The 18,425-nt window shown below is 71.2% G+C and carries 12 protein-coding genes; all 12 read left to right on the top strand.

The genetic code is table 11. From position 1 onward, the window contains the following. The first annotated feature begins 297 nt into the window (after positions 1-297). The 12 genes from EV186_RS24710 to EV186_RS24655 all read left to right on the top strand — a co-directional run bounded on the left by EV186_RS24710 (position 298) and on the right by EV186_RS24655 (position 18,420). On the top strand, positions 298-2,247 hold the full coding sequence (locus EV186_RS24710) for a bifunctional copper resistance protein CopD/cytochrome c oxidase assembly protein (protein ID WP_133852155.1): 1,950 nt from the start codon (positions 298-300) through the stop codon (positions 2,245-2,247). A 123-nt stretch (positions 2,248-2,370) separates the two neighbouring features. Continuing rightward, positions 2,371-2,823: a single-stranded DNA-binding protein gene (locus EV186_RS24705; protein WP_166659308.1), complete on the top strand. Its 453-nt coding sequence runs from the start codon at positions 2,371-2,373 to the stop codon at positions 2,821-2,823. Between the two features lie 270 nt (positions 2,824-3,093). Beyond that, positions 3,094-4,770 carry an energy-dependent translational throttle protein EttA gene (gene ettA / locus EV186_RS24700; protein ID WP_133851772.1) on the top strand — a complete coding sequence of 559 codons (1,677 nt, stop codon included), beginning with the start codon at positions 3,094-3,096 and terminating at the stop codon, positions 4,768-4,770. A gap of 17 nt (positions 4,771-4,787) precedes the next feature. Next, the gene (locus EV186_RS24695; protein WP_133851771.1) at positions 4,788-8,645 is read left to right on the top strand and encodes a hypothetical protein; all 3,858 of its coding nucleotides are present in this window, start codon (positions 4,788-4,790) and stop codon (positions 8,643-8,645) included. A 219-nt stretch (positions 8,646-8,864) separates the two neighbouring features. Further along, positions 8,865-13,841 carry an NAD-glutamate dehydrogenase gene (locus tag EV186_RS24690; protein WP_133851770.1) on the top strand — a complete coding sequence of 1,659 codons (4,977 nt, stop codon included), beginning with the start codon at positions 8,865-8,867 and terminating at the stop codon, positions 13,839-13,841. Between the two features lie 164 nt (positions 13,842-14,005). After that, a complete protein-coding gene (locus EV186_RS24685) occupies positions 14,006-15,241 on the top strand; it encodes an NADH:flavin oxidoreductase/NADH oxidase family protein (protein ID WP_133851769.1) in 1,236 nt (411 codons plus the stop codon). Positions 15,242-15,337: 96 nt separating this feature from the next. Then, a complete protein-coding gene (locus EV186_RS24680; RefSeq protein WP_243754249.1) occupies positions 15,338-15,721 on the top strand; it encodes an acyl-CoA thioesterase in 384 nt (127 codons plus the stop codon). 1 nt (position 15,722) lies between these two features. Continuing rightward, positions 15,723-16,367, top strand: coding sequence for a DUF8010 domain-containing protein (locus tag EV186_RS24675; RefSeq protein WP_133851767.1), 645 nt, complete (start codon positions 15,723-15,725; stop codon positions 16,365-16,367). Positions 16,368-16,432: 65 nt separating this feature from the next. After that, positions 16,433-16,633: a hypothetical protein gene (locus EV186_RS24670; RefSeq protein ID WP_133851766.1), complete on the top strand. Its 201-nt coding sequence runs from the start codon at positions 16,433-16,435 to the stop codon at positions 16,631-16,633. Between the two features lie 58 nt (positions 16,634-16,691). Continuing rightward, positions 16,692-16,988 (top strand): hypothetical protein, encoded by a 297-nt coding sequence (locus EV186_RS24665; RefSeq protein WP_133851765.1) that lies wholly within the window; start codon positions 16,692-16,694, stop codon positions 16,986-16,988. An 11-nt stretch (positions 16,989-16,999) separates the two neighbouring features. Then, positions 17,000-18,178, top strand: a complete 1,179-nt coding sequence (locus EV186_RS24660) for a WXG100 family type VII secretion target (protein ID WP_133851764.1) — start codon at positions 17,000-17,002, stop codon at positions 18,176-18,178. 8 nt (positions 18,179-18,186) lie between these two features. Continuing rightward, positions 18,187-18,420 carry a hypothetical protein gene (locus EV186_RS24655; RefSeq protein WP_133851763.1) on the top strand — a complete coding sequence of 78 codons (234 nt, stop codon included), beginning with the start codon at positions 18,187-18,189 and terminating at the stop codon, positions 18,418-18,420. Positions 18,421-18,425 lie beyond the last annotated feature (5 nt).

Below are 18,425 nucleotides of genomic sequence, written 5' to 3'. Positions count from 1 at the left end.
GGTAGCTGTCCCCGGTCGTCTGATCGTTCCTGACGGCGCGCACGTTTCCGAATCGCGCCAGTTGAGTGACCAGAACGGTGCAGTAACTCTACGTCGTTACCGTTTGGCCTGTTCAGCAGGGGTGCACGCGGAGTGGTGTGACGGTCTCGCGACGCTGTGTGTCCGGCGTCTGGCGGTGGCCGACCGGCCGCGCTCGGGTCGTTGCGGGGCGCCTACCCTCGAAGGGTGTCCTCCGACGTTTCCGAGCGCGATTCCAGCACGGCCGCCCCCGATCCGGAGCCTCGCGTCCGGGCCGGCATGGCGCCGATGCTCCTCGTCGGTGGCCTGCTCGCGGCGGTGCTCGCGGCCGGTCTGCTCGCGCTGACCGGCGGCAACCGCTACGTGCTGCAGGGGCTGAGCGACCCCGGCCTGCTCACCGAACACGGTTTGATCGTAGTCCGCGTGCTGACCGAGGTGGCCTGCGTTCTGTGCGTCGGCTCGCTGCTCTTCGCCGCGTTCCTCGTGCCACCACAGCGATCGGGCACGCTCGACGTCGACGGTTATGCCGCCATGCGCACGGCCGGCATCTCCGCCGTCGTGTGGTTCGTCGGCTCGCTTCTGATGGTTCCGTTCACCATCGCCGATTCCATCGGCGAACCGGTGACCAGCGTCTTCCACCTCTCCGAACTGTCCGACCTGATGGACGCGCTGCCGCTTGCCAAGGCGTGGTTCATCACCGCGATCGTCGTGCTGATCGTGTTGGTGGGCACGCGGTTCGCGCTGTCGTGGGGCTGGACGGCCACCCTGTTCTTCGTCGCGGTCTTCGGCGTGGTGCCGATCGCGGTGACCGGGCACTCGTCCGCGGGCGGCGCGCACGACCTCGCCACCGACAGCCTGCTGTTGCACCTCGTCGGTGCGGCGTTGTGGGTCGGCGGGCTCGTCGCGTTGCTCGCGCACGGCCGTCGCCGCGGCGCCCACCTCGGCCTCGCCGCGCGGCGGTTCTCCAAGGTGGCGCTGGTCTGCTGGATCGTGATGGCGGTGTCCGGCGTCGTGAACGCGGCCGTCCGGGTGCCCGCAGCGGCGTTGTTCACCACGTCCTACGGCCTGCTGATCGTGGCCAAGGTCGTCGCGCTCGTGGTGCTCGGCGCCATCGGCTACCTGCACCGCGAACGCACGATCCCCAAGCTGGGCACGGGTTCGGGCCCGCTCGTGCGGCTGGCCGCGGTCGAGATGCTGCTGATGTTCGTCACGCTGGCGATCGCGTCGGCGCTCGCTCGCACGCCCCCGCCCCCGCAGGCGGTGCTGAACCCGAACAGCGTGGAACTCGAGCTCGGGTACCCCCTCGACGGCCCGCCGACCGTCGGCCGGATCCTGTTCGACTGGCGCTTCGACCTGATCTTCGGCACCGCCGCGATCCTGCTCGCGGTGTGCTACCTGCTCGGCGTGCGGCGGCTGCGCAAGCGTGGCGACAGCTGGCCGGTCGGGCGGACGATCGCCTGGGTCTGCGGCTGCCTGACGATCCTCGTCGCCACGTCCTCGGGCATCGGCCGGTACTCCCCGGCGATGTTCAGCATGCACATGTCGTCGCACATGCTGCTGTCGATGCTCGCGCCGGTGCTGCTGGTGCTCGGTGGACCCGTGACGCTGGCGTTGCGTGCGTTGCCGACGGCCGGCCGCGGCGCGCCCGGACCGCGGGAGTGGTTGGTCGCGGCCGTGCACTCGCCACTAGCGCGCGCGCTTACCCATCCGGTGGTGGCACTTGCGTTGTTCGTGGGGTCGTTCTACGGCTTGTACATGTCCGGCCTTTTCGACGAGTCGCTGGACCAGCATTGGGCGCACCTGCTCATGTACCTGCATTTCCTGCTGTCCGGCTATGTGTTCTATTGGCCGGTGATCGGTGTCGACCCGTCGCCGCGGCGGCTGCCCTACATCGGCAGGCTCGCGCTGGTGTTCGCGTCGCTGCCGTTCCACGCGTTCTTCGGCGTGATCCTGATGAGCATGCAGTCGGTGATCGGCCTGCAGTTCTACCGGGGCCTCGGGCTGCCGTGGGTGCACGATCTCCTTGCCGACCAACGACTTGGCGGCGGCATCGCGTGGGCATCGGGGGAGCTGCCGCTGATCGTGGTGATCATCGCGTTGCTGAGCCAGTGGGCACGCGCCGACGAGCGTGAGGCCCGCCGCAGCGACCGCAAGGCCGACTCCGACGGCGATGCCGAACTCGAGGCGTACAACGCCATGCTGCGCAAACTCGCGGGCCGCGACACCTGAGTTTTCCACAGGCACCCGGTTATCCACAGATCGGCGTTCGCCCCTTCCCCAGCCCCGAATCCCCGGCAAACTCGAAGCAGAGCCGGCCCATTCCGGGCCGCCAGTCCAAGGGGGATGGGAAAGATGGCTGTCAACGAGGTCACCACGACGATCGTCGGCCGGGTCGCGAGCGACATCACCGTGCGCACGAGCCCGCAGGGCAAGAACTGGGCGAGGTTCAGCGTCATCAGCCAGGAACGCCGCTTCGACAGCGAGAACAACGTCTGGGTCGACGGCGATCGCCTCTTCGTCTCGGTCAGTTGCTGGGGCTGGACCGCGGTCAACGCCCAGCGCTCCCTGAGCAAGGGCGATCCGGTGATGGTGATGGGCCGGATCGGCACCCACGAGTACGAGTCGGCGAGCGGGGAGAAACGGGTCTCGCTGGACCTGGCCGCCCGCGCGGTGGGTCCCGACCTGTCGGGCTGTTGGGCCGTCGTCACCCGCCCGAGCCGGGATCCAGTGGCGGAGCAACCGCTTCCGCTGTCCACTCCTGCGACGGAGCAGCCGCTTCCGCTGCCCGCTCCTGCGGCGGCGTGACCGCCCTGGCGGCAGCACACGTCCGCCGACGGCCGGCAGCGGCCCGAACAGCGACAACATTGACAACCGAGGGGAGGTGACACCCGCACGGGTGAGCCCGAAGGGTGGCGCGCCGCGCGCCCATGATCGTTCGATGGTCGCTCGTTCGGCGGTACCGTGCAGGCAGCGGACCGTCACAGCACCGGCGGGCGAGTAGCCGGCCGGTGGCTGTCGGCCGCGTTCGGTACCTCCGCGCTCAGTGCGTCTGGTCGGCTTCTCTACGATCGCAGCATGGCCGAGTTCATCTACACCATGAAGAAGGTGCGCAAGGCGCACGGGGACAAGGTCATCCTTGATGACGTCTACCTCAACTTCCTGCCGGGCGCGAAGATCGGTGTGGTCGGCCCCAACGGCGCTGGCAAGTCGAGCGTGCTCAAGATCATGGCGGGCCTCGACCAGCCGAGCAACGGTGAGGCGTTCCTCTCGCCCGGCTACACGGTGGGCATCCTGCAGCAGGAGCCGCCGCTGAACGAGGAGAAGACCGTCCTGGGCAACGTCCAGGAAGGTCTGGGCGAGATCAAGGAGAAGCTCGACCGGTTCAACGAGATCGCCGAGCAGCTGGCCACCGACTACTCCGACGAACTCATGGAGGAGATGGGCCGGCTGCAGGAGGACCTGGACCACGCCGACGCCTGGGACCTCGACGCCCAGCTCGAGCTGGCCATGGACGCGCTGCGCTGCCCGCCGCCGGACGCCGACGTGAAGCTGCTCTCCGGTGGTGAGCGTCGCCGCGTGGCCCTGTGCAAGCTGCTGCTGTCCAAGCCCGACCTGCTGCTGCTCGACGAGCCCACCAACCACCTGGACGCGGAGAGCGTGCTCTGGCTCGAGCAGCACCTGGCCAAGTACCAGGGCGCCGTCCTCGCCGTCACCCACGACCGGTACTTCCTGGACAACCTGGCCGACTGGATCCTCGAGCTCGACCGCGGCCGCGCGATCCCGTACGAGGGCAACTACTCCACCTACCTGGAGAAGAAGGCCGAGCGGCTCGCGGTCCAGGGCAAGAAGGACCAGAAGCTGCAGAAGCGGCTCAAGGACGAGCTCGAGTGGGTCCGGTCCGGCGCCAAGGCCCGTCAGGCCAAGGGCAAGGCGCGTCTGGCCCGCTACGAGGAGATGGCCGCCGAGGCGGAGAAGACCAGGAAGCTCGACTTCGAGGAGATCCAGATCCCGCCGGGCCCGCGCCTGGGCAACATCGTGGTCGACGTCTCGAACCTGCGTAAGGGCTTCGACGACCGCGTGCTGATCGACGGTCTGTCGTTCACGTTGCCGCGCAACGGCATCGTCGGCGTGATCGGACCGAACGGCGTCGGCAAGACGACGCTGTTCAAGACCATCGTCGGGCTCGAGAAGCCGGACGCGGGCGAGGTCAGGATCGGCGAAACCGTCAAGTTGTCCTATGTGGACCAGAACCGGTCCGGGATCGACCCGAGCAAGAACGTGTGGGAGGTGGTGTCGGAAGGCCTGGACTACATCCACGTCGGTCAGGTCGAGATGCCGTCCCGCGCGTACGTGAGCTCGTTCGGGTTCAAGGGCGCCGACCAGCAGAAGCCGGCGGGCGTGCTCTCCGGTGGTGAGCGCAACCGGCTGAACCTGGCGCTCACCCTCAAGATCGGTGGCAACCTGATCCTGCTGGACGAGCCGACCAACGACCTGGACGTCGAGACCCTCGGTTCGCTGGAGAACGCGCTCGAGCAGTTCCCCGGCTGTGCCGTCGTGATCTCCCACGACCGCTGGTTCCTCGACCGGGTGGCGACGCACATCCTGGCGTGGGAAGGCACCGAGGAGAACCCGGCCGCGTGGTTCTGGTTCGAGGGCAACTTCGAGGGCTACGAGAAGAACAAGGTCGAGCGCCTCGGCGACGAGGCCGCGCGGCCGCACCGCGTCACCTATCGCAAGCTGACTCGAGGCTAGGCGGCACACCGGTGCCGGTGAGCGGAGCCCACCCCGGACCCGGCGACCAGCGTCCGCTGGTCGCCGCGGCCGAGGCGATGCTCACCAAGGCACCGGAACTGGCCTTGGTCTTCGCCCGGCGAGCCCTCGCCATCGGCGACGCACCGCCGCCCCACGGCGACGCGGCCCACAGCTCGGCCGACGCAACCGCCTCGGGCCGTCGGCACGCTCCCGACCATGCCAGTGCGGCACGGCCGGGTGGCACCGATGCGTACGCGGCCGGGTCGGGTGGCCGTCGCCGGGCGCCCGAGCCACCGGTCGGCGTCGAGCAGAGCTATGGCGTTGCCGGGCTGCGTGGTTCGGAGCGTGGTTCGGAGCATGGTGCGGCGGACTCGCCGTACGGCGAGTCGCGGGTCGCCGGCTCGGGCGGTCGTCGCCGCGCGCCGGAACCCGACTCGGTTTACGGCTCGGTCGGGGTAAGTGACTCGGGGCCCGGCGTGGCCGGGTCTGGTGGTCGTCGTCGGGCGCCGGAGCCAGACTTCGGCGTTGCCGGTGGGGATGACCGGAGCCATGTCGGTGGCGAGCCGGGTTATGGCATTGCTGGATCGAGTGGCGCGGCCGACTCGCCGGAGCGCGACTTCGCCGGCGCCGACTCGGGTTACGGCTCGGTCGGGACAAGTGACTCGGGGCGCGGCGTGGCCGGGTCCGGTGGTCGTCGTCGGGCGCCGGAACCCGACTTCGGCGTTGCTGGCGGGGATGACCGGAGCCGTGTCGGTGGCGAGCCGGGTTATGGCGTTGCTGGATCGAGTGGCGCGGCCGACTCGCCGTATGGCGGATCGGGTGTGGCCGGGTCGGGTGGTCGTCGTCGGGCGGCGGAGCCGGACTTCGGCGTCGCTGAGTCCGCGGGTGCGGCCGGGTCCGGTGGTCGTCGTCGTGCTCCTGAGTCGGGCGGCGAGCCGGGCGGGCTCCAGCCCGTCCACGATCCGTTGCTGGCGGCCGCCCGGGCGGTGGAGGTCTCCGCTCTGATCAAACTCGGCCGCCACGCCGAGGCGGTGGCACCGGCGATCAGCGCGTTGACCGGCGGCGCGCTCACCGCGGGCGCCGCGGTCCGCGTGCGCACCGAACTGGCCGCGTGCGCGCGGCGAAGCGCCGCGCCACGGGTCGCGTTGGCGATCCTGCGACCGGTGCTGGATTCCGAGCAGGCGCCGAGCGTGCGTGCCGACGCGCTCGTCCAGTACGCGGGCTGCCTGGCCAGCCTCAACCGGCGCCGCGGCGTGGAAGGCATGCTGGCCGAGGCCGACCGGCTGCTGGCGGCCGACCAACGCCTGGACGCCGATGTCCGGCGCGTGCGGCGCGCTCTCGTCTGCGTCCGGACGGCCGCGCACCAGCGCTACTACGGCGACACCCGATCGGCCCTGGCCGCTGCCCGCGAGGGGCTGGCCCTGCTCGACCGCCTCAGCGACCCCAACGTCGACGGCGGTCTGGCCCGGCCGCGCCTGTTCGGCGAGATGATCTTCGCCCTGCTCGACACCGGCGACCGCAAGGCCGCCACCGATCTTGCGACCGCGCTGACCGCGGCCCCGGTCCGCGCCACCTCGGCGATGGCCGTCGGCATGGTCATGCTCGCCATCGCGACCCGCGTGCACCTGCCCGCCGGGCGCACCGCCGAAGGCCACGCCCTGCTCACCGAGGCCGTGCGGCTGGGCCGTCGCCACGAGGTGCACTCGCTGCTCGCCGAGGCCCTGACCACCCTCGCCGAAGTCGAGGAGCAGCAAGGCAAACTCGACGTGGCCCTGGAGTGCCTACGCGCCGCCCGCGCCGCCGAAACCACTCACCGCCAGGCGATCGAGCAGGCACGCACCCTGCTCGCCGACACCTTCGGCACCGGCGAAACCCTGCCCACCGAACCTCTCACCCCGAACCAGAAGGCCACCAAGCCCAGCTCACACCAACCCAGCCCGCACCAACCCAGCCCGGCCCCGGCGGCGCCGAACCCGCCAACGCCACAACGCGCACCGTCACGCGCCACCGCCCTACCCGCCCCGCGAGCGGCCGAGGACGAACAGCAGCACCCCACCTCCGGCACCGCCCCCTTCGGCTGGCGCGACTCCCATCTCGATCCACAACCAGCCCGCGCGCCCGAACCGAAGCCCGATCCCCACTCCGTCGCCCAGCCGGCACCACCGTCCGACCCGTTGCCCGGCTCGAGGTTCGAAGTGGACGCCGACCGGTCGTCAGGAGCGCCGTCGCGGCACGGCGGCTCGTCGCAGCCGTCGTCGCAGCCGCAGCACGGTCGATCGGCAGAGCCGGTGTCGGGGGAGCAGCGACCGCCAGGCCACTCCCCGGCAGAGGCACAGTTCGACCGGTGGCCAGGAGGCCGGTCGGAGTCGTTGTCCGGTGCGCAAGCCGAGCCGTTGTCGACCCAGCTGTCGGAGTCGGAGCACGGTCGATCGGCCGAGCCGGTGTCGGGGGAGCAGCGGCCGTCCGGCCACTCCACGGCGGAGCCACAGTTCGACCAGCGGCCAGAAGGCCGGTCGGAGTCGTTGTCCGGTGCCCAAACTGGGCCGTTGTCCACCCAGCCGGGGGAGCAGCGACCGTCCGGCCACTCCACGGCGGAGGCGCAGTTCGACCGGTGGCTCGGGGGGCGGTCTGAGTTGTTGTCCGGTGCACAAGCTGAGCCGTTGCCCGCCCCGCCGTCGGAGTCGCAGTACGGTCGATCGGCGGAGTCGCTGCCTGGGGAGCAGCAGGCGTCCGGCCGGCCGGTGGCGGAGGCGCAGCTCGACCAGTGGCTCGGAGCGCGGTCCGAGTTGTTGTCCGGTGCGCAAGTTGAGCCGTTGTCCACCCAGTCGTTGGAGTCGCAGCACGGTCGATCGGCCGAGTCGGTGCCGGGGGAGCAGCGGCCGTCCGGCCGCTCCACGGCAGAGGCGCAGTTCGACCAGTGGTCCGCAGGTCGGTCCGAGTCGTTGTCCGGTGCGCAAGCTGCGCCGTCGCCCACCCAGCCGTCCGAGGAGCAGCCGGACCGGTCTTCGCCGGAAGCGAAGACCTCCTACGCGGATCTGCGCAAATCGGCCATGGATCTCTTGCGGGCCTTGACCTCCGAGTCGCCGCGGCGGCCGTTCGCGGAGCAGGGCAGCGGCCCGGAGGCCACGATCCCCGTGCCGCCGGAACCGGACGACTACCCGACCGCACCCGAGCCCGACGACTACCCGACGCCGCCCGAGCCCAAGGAGCCGGAACGCACCGGCAAACGGCGGAAGCCGGACAACCCGGATGTTCCGCCCGTACCCGAGGGTCGTCGGCACCGAGCGGAGCCCGACACCGCGCCCCCACGGGGCGGACGCCGGCGCAAGCCCGAACCCGACGAGCTCGCCGGCCCGGGCAACCTCGACATGGGCACCCTCGGCAGCAGCGGCAGCGCGGTGTACGGGCCGCAACTACGCAGCGAGCCGATCGCGCCCCCGTCGCTGGCCTTGCCTGAGCCGCCGGAACCGCCACCCTCCCTGGAGCCCCGGGAGCCGTTGCCCTCGTTCGAGCGGGAATCGTCCGCTTCTTTCGAGCGCCGGGATCCGCTGCCCTCCTTCGAGCGGGAGCCATCGGCCTCTTTCGACCGTCGGGAGCCGTCAGCTACCTTCGAACAGCGGGAGTCGGCCTCCGCTGAACGGCGGGAGCCGTCGGCTTCCTTCGACCGAGCGGAACCAGCGCCGTCCTACGAGCGGCGGGAACCGCGGTCGGACGCGGGGCTGGCCGAACTGCTCGCCGAGGCGATGGTCGCCTACCAATCCGGCCAGGAGGCCGAGGAGCCCGCCAGCGGCCGCCACCGTCACTCGGGCGACCCCGTGGACGAGTCACCGGACGAGCCACTGGGCCGGTGGACCGCCGACGGCACACACGGGTGAACCCAGCCCCGGAACGATCACTGGACCGCCCCTCAACCGACTCGATTCAGACCTCGATTCAGAGCTGATTCAGGGCCCAAGCAGGGCGCATCCAGGGCGGATTCAGGGGTCGATCTGTGGCCAACCGGGCGCGGCGGCCGACGCGATGTGTGAAACCCTAGGCGCTTGTGGGAGCTCAGAGTCGAGTCCCACAAAGCGCCTAGCGTGGAGCCGCCTGACATGACCTCGACTGGAGTCCCGTCCCGCACCGACCGCGCCGACCAAGGCGATGGTCCGAACGGTCGGCCGGTCAGCCCCGAACAGATCCGAGATGACCTCGTCGACCGCGCCGCGCGGAACGCGCCCGATCTTGCCGACCTGATCCACCTCTACTACCGGTACATCCCGCCGGAGGAGGTCATCGGCGAGCAACCGGTCGACCTCGTCGGCGCCGTGCGCTCGCACCGCGCGCTCGCCGAGCGCCGCGTCCCCGGCCGCCCGGCCGTGCGGGTGCTCAACCCGACCGCGGCCGCCGACGGCTGGAGTACACAAGGGACAGTCGTCCAGATCGTCACCGACGACATGCCCTACCTGGTCGAGAGCGTCTCGGCGGAACTGGTGCGCAGCGGCGTCCAGGTCCAGCGCGTCGTGCACCCCATCGTCGTGGTGCGCCGGGACGTCACCGGCGGGCTGCGCGACGTGCTGCCCGGTGAGGACCCGGCCGACCCGCCCGCGGACGCCATCGCGGAGAGCTGGATGTCCATCGAGGTCGACCTGGTCACCGACCCGGACCGCGGCCGCGACATCGAGACCGGCCTGCACTCCGTGCTCACCGACGTCCGCGAGGTCGTCGAGGACACCGACAAGATGGCGACCCAGGCGCTGGGCCTGGCCGACTCGCTGGAGTCCGACCCGCCGCCGCTGCCCGAGGACCAGATCCAGGACGGCATCGCGCTGCTGCGCTGGCTGGCCAAGAACCACTTCACGTTCCTGGGCTACCGGTACTACGAACTCGTGGCCACGCCCGGCGACGAGGTGGAGGCCGACCACGCCCTGCGCGCCGCGCTGGCCAGCGGTCTCGGCGTGCTGCGCCAGGACAGCCTCGCCGCACGCAGCCTGACCGCGGGCCCCGATGCCACGAGCAGGGCGCTGTCGAAGAACCTGCTGGTGCTGACCGAGGCGAGCGCGCCGTCCACGGTGTACCGCTCGATCTACCCCTACTACGTCGGCATCAAGACCTTCGACAACGACGGCAACGTCACCGGTGAGCACCGCTTCCTCGGCGTCTTCACCACCAACGGCCTGCACGAGGACGTGCTGGACATCCCGGTCGTCGAGCGCCGGGTCCGCGAGGTCATCCACCGCGCCGGCTTCCCGCTGCAGTCCTACTCCGGGCAGCGGATGCTCGAGGTGATCCAGAACTGGCCGCGCACGGAGCTCTTCTCCACCGACACCGAAACCCTCTACGCCACGGTCACCGGCGTGCTCGCGCTGGCCGACCGGCGCCGGCTGCGCCTGTTCCTGCGCACCGACGCCTACGGCCGGTTCTTCTCGTGCCTGGTGTTCCTGCCGCGCGACCGCTACACCACGACGACCCGTCTGGCGATGCAGGAGGTGCTGCTCGACGAGCTCGGCGGCACCAGCCTCGAGTACTCGACGCGGGTCGGTGAGACGGCGCTCGCCCAGATCCACTTCACCGTCCACACCGACCCGAGCCGCCGGGTCGAGCCGGATGTGCCGCGCATCCAGGAGCGGCTCACCGAGGCCGTGCGTGGCTGGGACGACCGCATGGTCGAGGCCGTGCTCGCCGAGCGCAGCGACCCGGGCACCGCGATCGCGGCGACGGGCAGCGAGTCGGCGGTCGAGCTGGGCCAGCTCTTCGCCGCGGTGTTCCCGGAGTCCTACAAGGAGGACTTCACGGCGGCCGACGCGCTGCAGGACCTGCGCCGCATGCAGGACCTGCGCGCGGCCGGCGACATCGACATGAGCTTCTACGTGCCGCGGAACGCGGCGGCGGGGGAGCGGCGGTTCAAGATCTACCTCGCCGGTGAGGGCGTCTCGCTCTCGCACGTGCTGCCCGTCCTGCAGCACATGGGCGTCGAGGTGGTCGACGAGCGGCCCTACGAGCTGCGCCACGAGGGCGAGTCGCGCTGGTGGGTCTACGACTTCGGCCTGCGCCTGGACCCGGGCATCTTCGAGGGCCGCACGGCCGAGGAGATCGACACCCTGCGCATCCGGTTCCAGGAGGCGTTCGCCGCCACCTGGCGGGGTGAGGCCGAGTCCGACCGGTTCAACGCGCTCGTCGCGCGGGCCGGGCTGAGCTGGCGGCAGGCGATGGTGCTGCGGGCGTACGCGCGTTACCTGCGCCAGGCCGGCACGCCCTACAGCCAGGACTACATCGAGGACGCGGTGCTCGGCCACACCAAGGTCGCGGCCGCGCTGGTGCACCTGTTCGAGGTCGGCTTCGACCCGAGCGTGCCCGAGTCGAGCCGGCTGACCCAGACCCGGTCGCTGATCCAGGACATCACGGACATGATCGACGAGGTCACCAGCCTCGACGCCGACCGGATCCTGCGCAGCCTGCTCACGGTCATCCGGGCGACCTTGCGCACCAACTACTACGTGCGCGACGAGGACGGCACCGGCCGCAGCTACCTGGCGGTCAAGCTGGAGCCGCGGGAGATCCCGGACCTGCCCGAGCCGCGGCCGCGGTTCGAGATCTTCGTGTACTCGCCGCGGGTCGAGGGCGTGCACCTGCGGTTCGGCCCGGTCGCGCGCGGTGGGTTGCGCTGGTCCGACCGCCGCGAGGACTTCCGCACCGAGATCCTGGGTCTGGTCAAGGCGCAGGCGGTGAAGAACGCGGTGATCGTGCCGGTCGGCGCGAAGGGCGGGTTCGTCGTGAAGCGCCCGCCGGTGCCCACCGGCGACCCGAGCCTGGACCGCGAGGCGCAGCTGTCGGAGGGCATCGCCTGCTACCGGATGTTCATCTCCGGCCTGCTGGACCTCACCGACAACCTGTCGGCCGGCACCGTGGTCCCGGCGCCGGGTGTGGTCCGCTACGACGAGGACGACACCTACCTGGTGGTCGCCGCCGACAAGGGCACGGCGACGTTCTCCGACATCGCCAACGACGTGGCCAAGAGCTACGGCTTCTGGCTCGGCGACGCGTTCGCCTCCGGTGGTTCGGTGGGCTACGACCACAAGGCCATGGGCATCACCGCGCGCGGTGCGTGGGAGAGCGTGAAGCGCCACTTCCGCGAGCTCGGCGTGGACACCCAGGCGCAGGAGTTCACCGTCGTCGGGGTCGGCGACATGAGCGGTGACGTGTTCGGCAACGGGATGCTGCTGTCGGAACACATCCGGCTGGTCGCCGCGTTCGACCACCGGCACGTGTTCATCGACCCGGATCCGGTGGCGGCGCCGTCGTTCGCCGAGCGGCGCAGGCTCTTCGAGCTGCCGCGCTCCTCGTGGGACGACTACGACCGGTCGCTGATCAGCGAGGGCGGCGGGGTGTGGTCGCGTGCCGCGAAGTCCATCCCGGTCAGCGAGCAGGCGGCGCGCGCGCTGGGCATCGAGGGTGGCGCCTGCAAGCTGGCACCCGCCGACCTGATGAAGGCGATCCTGCTGGCACCGGTCGACCTGCTGTGGAACGGCGGCATCGGCACCTACGTCAAGGCCTCCACCGAGACGCACGCGGAGGTCGGCGACAAGGCCAACGACGCGCTGCGGGTCGACGGCAACGCGTTGCGGGTGAAGGTCGTCGGCGAGGGCGGCAACCTGGGCCTGACCCAGCTCGGCCGCATCGAGTTCGCGCGCATCGGCGGCAAGGTCAACACCGACGCGCTGGACAACTCGGCCGGGGTGGACTGCTCCGACCACGAGGTCAACATCAAGATCCTGCTCGACCACCTGGTCGTGGAGGGGCAGCTGGCCGAGGAGCAGCGCAACGAGCTGCTGGTGGAGATGACCGACGAGGTCGCCGACCTGGTGCTCGCGGACAACTACGACCAGAACGCCGTGCTCGGCGTCAGCCGGGCGCACGCGGGGCCCATGCTCTCGGTGCACGCCCGCCTGGTGGACTGGCTGGAGAAGAACGCGAAGCTCGACCGCAAGCTGGAGGGCTTGCCGTCGCGCAAGGCGTTCCGCGACATGGACAAGGCGGGCGACGGCCTGACCTCACCGGAGCTGTGCACGTTGCTCGCACACGTCAAGCTCTCGCTCAAGGAAGAGGTCCTGGCCAGCGAGCTGCCCGAGGCGGACGTCTTCGCCCGCAGGCTGCCGGAGTACTTCCCGACGCAGCTGCGTGAGCGTTTCGCCGACGCCATCCCGGCGCACCCGCTCAACCGGCAGATCATCGCCACGCTGCTGGTCAACGAGGTCGTCGACGGCGCGGGCATCTCGTACGCGTTCCGCCTCGCCGAGGAGATGAACGCGACCGCGACCGACGCGGTGCGCGCGTACATGGTGGCCACCAGGGTGTTCGACCTGACCGCGCTCTGGCAGGAGATCCGCGCGCTGGACAACGTGGTGCCCACCGAGGTCAGCGACGCGATGGTGCTGGAGACGCGGCGGTTGCTCGACCGGGCCGCCCGCTGGCTGCTGTCCAACCGCCCCCAGCCGCTGGCCGTGGGCGCGGACATCAACCGGTTCTCCAAGGTGGTCCGGGAGCTCGCGCCGGACGTGCCGTCGATGCTGCGCGGACAGGGCCGCGACGAGGCCGCGGAGGACACCGAGCGCTACGTCTCGGCGGGGGTGCCCGCCGCGCTGGCGGCGCGGGTGGCCACGCTGCTCGACGCCTACGGCCTGCTCGACGTCATCGAGGTGGCCGAGCTCGCCGAGCAGCAGGCGGGCGGGTACGCGGTGGAGCGCAGCGCGCGGGAGACCGCGGAGCTGTACTACGCGCTGTCCGACCACCTGAACGTCGACCAGATGCTCACCTCGGTCAGCGCGCTGGAGCGTGGGAACCGCTGGCACGCCCTGGCCCGGCTGGCCCTGCGCGACGACCTGTACTCGTCGTTGCGGGCGATCACGCTGGACGTGTTGCGCCAGACCGATCCCGACGAGAGCGCCGAGGACAAGATCACCATCTGGGAGAAGGCCAACGAGTTCCGGCTGAGCCGGGCCCGGGTCGCCCTGGACGAGCTCCGTTCGTCCGGTCGCCTCGACCTGGCCACGCTCTCGGTGGCCGCAAGGCAGATCAGGAGCATGGTCCGGTAGTTCGAGCGAACCGGGGTTTCGGGCAATGGGGTCGCACCACCTGGTGCGGCCCCCTTGCTTTGTCGAGGCCGGCACGGAGGGCATGTCGTTCGCCGCGATCTACCGCCGGTAACCTACTTTCGGTAGGCTACCTGGCGGTAGGTTCGCCGCACGTCTGGAGCGCCATGACCAGCCAGCTGTCCACCGATGTCGTCGCGACGCTCGCCGAGCCGGTGACCCTGCCGTGCGGGGCCGTGTTGCCCAACCGGCTGGCCAAGGCGGCGATGAGCGAGCAGCTCGGCGACCGGCGCAACCGGGTCAGCGGCGACCTCGTCCGGCTCTACGAGACGTGGGCCCAGGGTGGTAGCGGGCTGCTGGTCACCGGCAACGTGATGGTCGACCCGACCGCGCTGGGCGAGCCGCGCAACGTCGCCGGCGCGGACCCCGAGGGCTTCCGGCGTCTCGCTGGTTCCGTGCGGGGGACCGGGGTGCAGCTCTGGGTCCAGCTCAACCACCCGGGCCGGCAGAGCCCGCGGTTCCTGTCCCGCCGTCCGGTCGCGCCGTCCGCGGTGCCCTTCGCCGACCGGCGGCTGCGGTCGGTCTTCGCCCCGCCGCGGGCCTTGACCGGCGCGGAGATCGAAGCGGTCGTCGACAAGTTCGCCGAGACCGCGGCGACCGCGGTCGAAGCGGGTTGTCACGGCGTGCAGATCCACGGCGCGCACGGCTACCTGGTCTCGCAGTTCCTCTCGCCGCTGACCAACCAGCGCACGGACGACTGGGGCGGCGACGCGGTGCGCCGCCGCCGGTTCCTGCTCGACGTCGTCGACTCCACCCGGCTGCGCATCGGCGACCGGGTGCCGTTGTCGGTCAAGCTGAACAGCGCGGACTTCCAGCGTGGCGGCTTCGAGGAGGACGAGTCGCTGGCCGTCGTGCGCGCGCTCGGCGAAGCCGGCGTCGACCTGCTGGAGGTCTCCGGCGGCACCTACGAGCGCGCCGCGATGATGGGCGCGACGCGGCGCTCGACGGTCGAGCGCGAGGCGTACTTCCTGGACTACGCGGCCAAAGCGCGGCAAGTGAGCGATGTCCCGCTGATGGTCACCGGCGGGTTCCGGACGGCCGGGGCGATGGCCGAGGCCGTGCGCGACGGCGCCCTGGACGTGGTCGGGCTGGGCCGGCCGCTGGTCGTCGACCCGGACCTGAGCAACCAGCTGCTGGCCGGCACGGACGTCCCGGCCCGGCGGCTGTGCCCGAAGACCGGGGTCAAGCTGGCCGACAGCTGGCTGGAGATCCAGTGGCACACCCAGCAGATCCACCGCATCGGCGCGGGCAAGGCGGTGCAGCCCGAGCGCGGTGCGGTGCGGTCGCTGGCCACGGCGTTGCTGAGCGATCCCCTGAACGCCTTGCGCCGAGTTCGGGCCTGACCCCACCAGATAAGGTCGGTTCTTCGGCAAGTGCGTGTTCAGGAGGGCCAACCATTGGGCGTGTTTGTGGCGCAGGTGCGGCCGCGGTGGTCGGACATGGACTTGTACGGGCACGTCAACCACGCGCGTACGGTGACGTTGCTGGAGGAAGCCCGCATCCAGCTGCTCTTCGCCGAAGCCGCCCGGCACGGCGCCGAGGACATGGCGCGGGGCCTGGTCGTGGCGCGGCTGGTCGTGGACTACCACGCGCCGCTGCTCGCCGACGGCCGGGAGATCCGCGTCGAGATGGCCGTGCGGGAGATGCGCGCGGCGTCGTTCGTGCTGGACTACAACGTCCACTGTGGACCGTCGGAATCGGACAGCCTGGCCGCCACCGCGGAGACGATGCTGGTCACCTACGACACCACGGCCACGCGGCCGAGGCGGCTTTCCGAGGCGGAGCGGGACTTCTTGGCCGCGTGGCGGGCGGAGAGCGTGTGACATGCCGGAACTGACCCTGGTGGACAAGGTCGAACGCGACGACCTCGGCGCGTTCGTCGCCCGCGCGGTGCGCCTGGACGGCCAGTGCGTCGTACGGCTGCGCCGACGCGACGAGGGCCTGATCGACGCGTGGGTGAGCACCCCGTTCGACGTGCTGGCCACCCGCACGGTCCGTGGCACGGTCACGCCGTCCGACGTGACGGTCTCGGGCAACCAGCTGCTGGCCGGGCTCGCCGTCGCGCGCGGCGAGGTGATCGACCCCGGCACGGTGCTCGACATGCAGTGGCGCTCCGCGCTGCCGCCGACGCAGCACTGGCAGGCCGTCGACAAGCTGCCCGCCAGCGTGGTCGCCGAGGTCGCCGACCGCGGGATCGCCGTGGCCAAGGAGAACGCCGGCCCGCAGGGCACGCCGCCCGCGTCGCTGCTGGACCAGACCGTGCTGACCGTCAGCGGCGACGGGCTGGACGTGAAGATCCCCCTGCGCTGCCTGTTCGCCTTGTCCGGCATGGGTTTCCTGAGCCCGTCGGAGGACGTCGACGCCGACGAGCAGGTCAAGGTCACCGCGACCGACGCGTGGCTGCGCATCGACGCCCGGTACGGCGCCGTGGTGCGCCGCAGGCACGCGTTGCTGCCGCTGCTGGTCTGATTACGAAGTTCTTACCGGCCCGCCAAGCCGGGAGCACTGACGGTCATCGCGGCGTCTCAACTGGCATGAGCGACCACGACGACCCGGCCCGCAGCTTCCTCGACGAGACGCTGCCGCCCGCCGAGAGCTGGATCGACCCCAGCCGGCCGCGCCGCGTCGAGCAGGCGCCCGTGACCGAGCCCGGCACCTGGCGCAAGGCCATGCCGGTGGTGTCCGGCCTGCTGTTCGCGGCGTGGACCGTGGAGGCGTTCACCGACCTCGGTTGATTCGCTGCGCGCGCGTGCCCGCCCGTGTTGAATGGCGACACGAGCAGGGGGTGGATGCATGGGTGGCTACTCGATCTCCGTCGAAGAGGTGCGGGCCACGGGTCAGCGGCTCGTCGCCGACACGGCGGCCGTGACCGGTCAGGTGGACGCGGTCCTGGCGAGCCAGGTGGTCAAGGACGACTTCGGTGCGGCGAGCGCGAACGGCGTCGGCGCGCGGTACCTGGCCGTCACGCACGGCGCGCTGGCCGACTCGTTGCGCGGCTTCGGCGACGTCAGCTCACGGCTGGCCGAGACGCTGCTCGCGACGTTCGAGGGCTATGCGCAGGCCGACGAGGAAGCTCGCCGCGGGTTCTGAGGGGGCGCGACATGGATGCGTGGGACGTGCCCGGTGGCGTACCGGACGGCCTGCTCGACGGAACCGATCCCGGTGAGCGGCCCGCACCGCGAAGGCGGGCGGCACTGGGCGAACGACATCCCTACCAGTCCGATGTGGACTACCTGCGGGACGTGGGCGAGCGGCTGGAGCTCGAAGGCAGCACCGGCGAACCGACGTCCAAGCCGGTGCTGGACGCGGGCCGGTTCGGCCTCGAGTTCTTCCACCGGTTCGGGCGCGCCTACGCCGAGGTCACCGGCACCCGCGCCGACGTGACCGCGTTGGCCCGCCGCTACGACGCGCACCGCGAGCTTAACTACGCCCGGCTGCGCCAGGACGTCGAGCGCCACCGCCAGGTCGCGACGACGCTCGACGAGCGGATCCTCGACTTCCGCAACGGCGCCAGCCCGGTCTTCGAGGCGTGGCAGGGCGGCGCGGCCGAGCAGGCGAAGAGCCGGTTCGACGCGTTCCTGACCCGGTCGGAGGGGGTCCGCGACCAGTTCGCCGACCTGGCGGGCGTGCTGGCGGTGGCCGTCGACACCGCGGACCGCGCGGTCTACGAGCAGGCCGTCGGCGTCGCCGACCTGTGGACCGACCGCGTCGGCACCCTGACCGCGGCCGACGTGGAGTTCGCGATCGACTTCGCCCGCCGTTGCGCCGCACCGGAACCGGGCCCGCTCATCCTCGACGACGAGATCCGCCGGGTGGCCGGCTTCTGCGGCATCGAGGTCAACCCGATCCTCTGCCGGTTGAACCAGCAGACGTTCCGCGTCCTCGGCGAGGACGTGTGGAGCTGGCTGGAGACGGTGTTCGTGCCGTTCTACCGGGCGCGTGCCGACGCGGTGACGGCCGTGTGTGCGGCCACCGACACCGTGATCGGCGGGGCCTGGCAGGCGCTGACCGCGATGCTCGCCGAGGTCGACGGCGCTCCCTTCCACGGCCTGTTCACCGAGGAACCAGCGGCGCCGAGCACAGTACCGGTCACGGCGCCGATCCCGGTCGTGGCACCGGTTTCCGAGCCGCCGACCGACCGGTTCCCCGTGCAGCAGCTGGCTGTGCAGCAGCCGACCGAGGAGCCGGCCGAGGAGCCGGAGATCGTGATCGCCGACGACCGGCCGGTGCCGCAGACACGCGCCGACCAGCCGGGCGGCATCAGCTCGGCCTTGGGTTAGGAGTGGTGATGGCGGAAGACCGAGCCGGGCGTGTCCGGGCCGAGCTGGCGGAGCTGGCCACCCAGGCCCGCGCCGACGTCACGCGGGCCAAGCAACGCTGTGCGGAGGCGACCCGCGCCGCTGACGAGTCGACCGGGCGGCTGAGCCAGAGCTGGAAACAGCGCATCCAGGCGATGCGTGCGCGCCCGGGCGCCGCACGCGCCGACTGGCGCAACGACCAGATGACCGACGGCCAGCGCTGAAGCGG

The sequence above is a fragment of the Labedaea rhizosphaerae genome (genome assembly GCF_004362825.1).
Classification (GTDB): Bacteria; Actinomycetota; Actinomycetes; order Mycobacteriales; family Pseudonocardiaceae; genus Labedaea; species Labedaea rhizosphaerae.
This window is presented reverse-complemented; position numbering and strand designations above follow the sequence as displayed.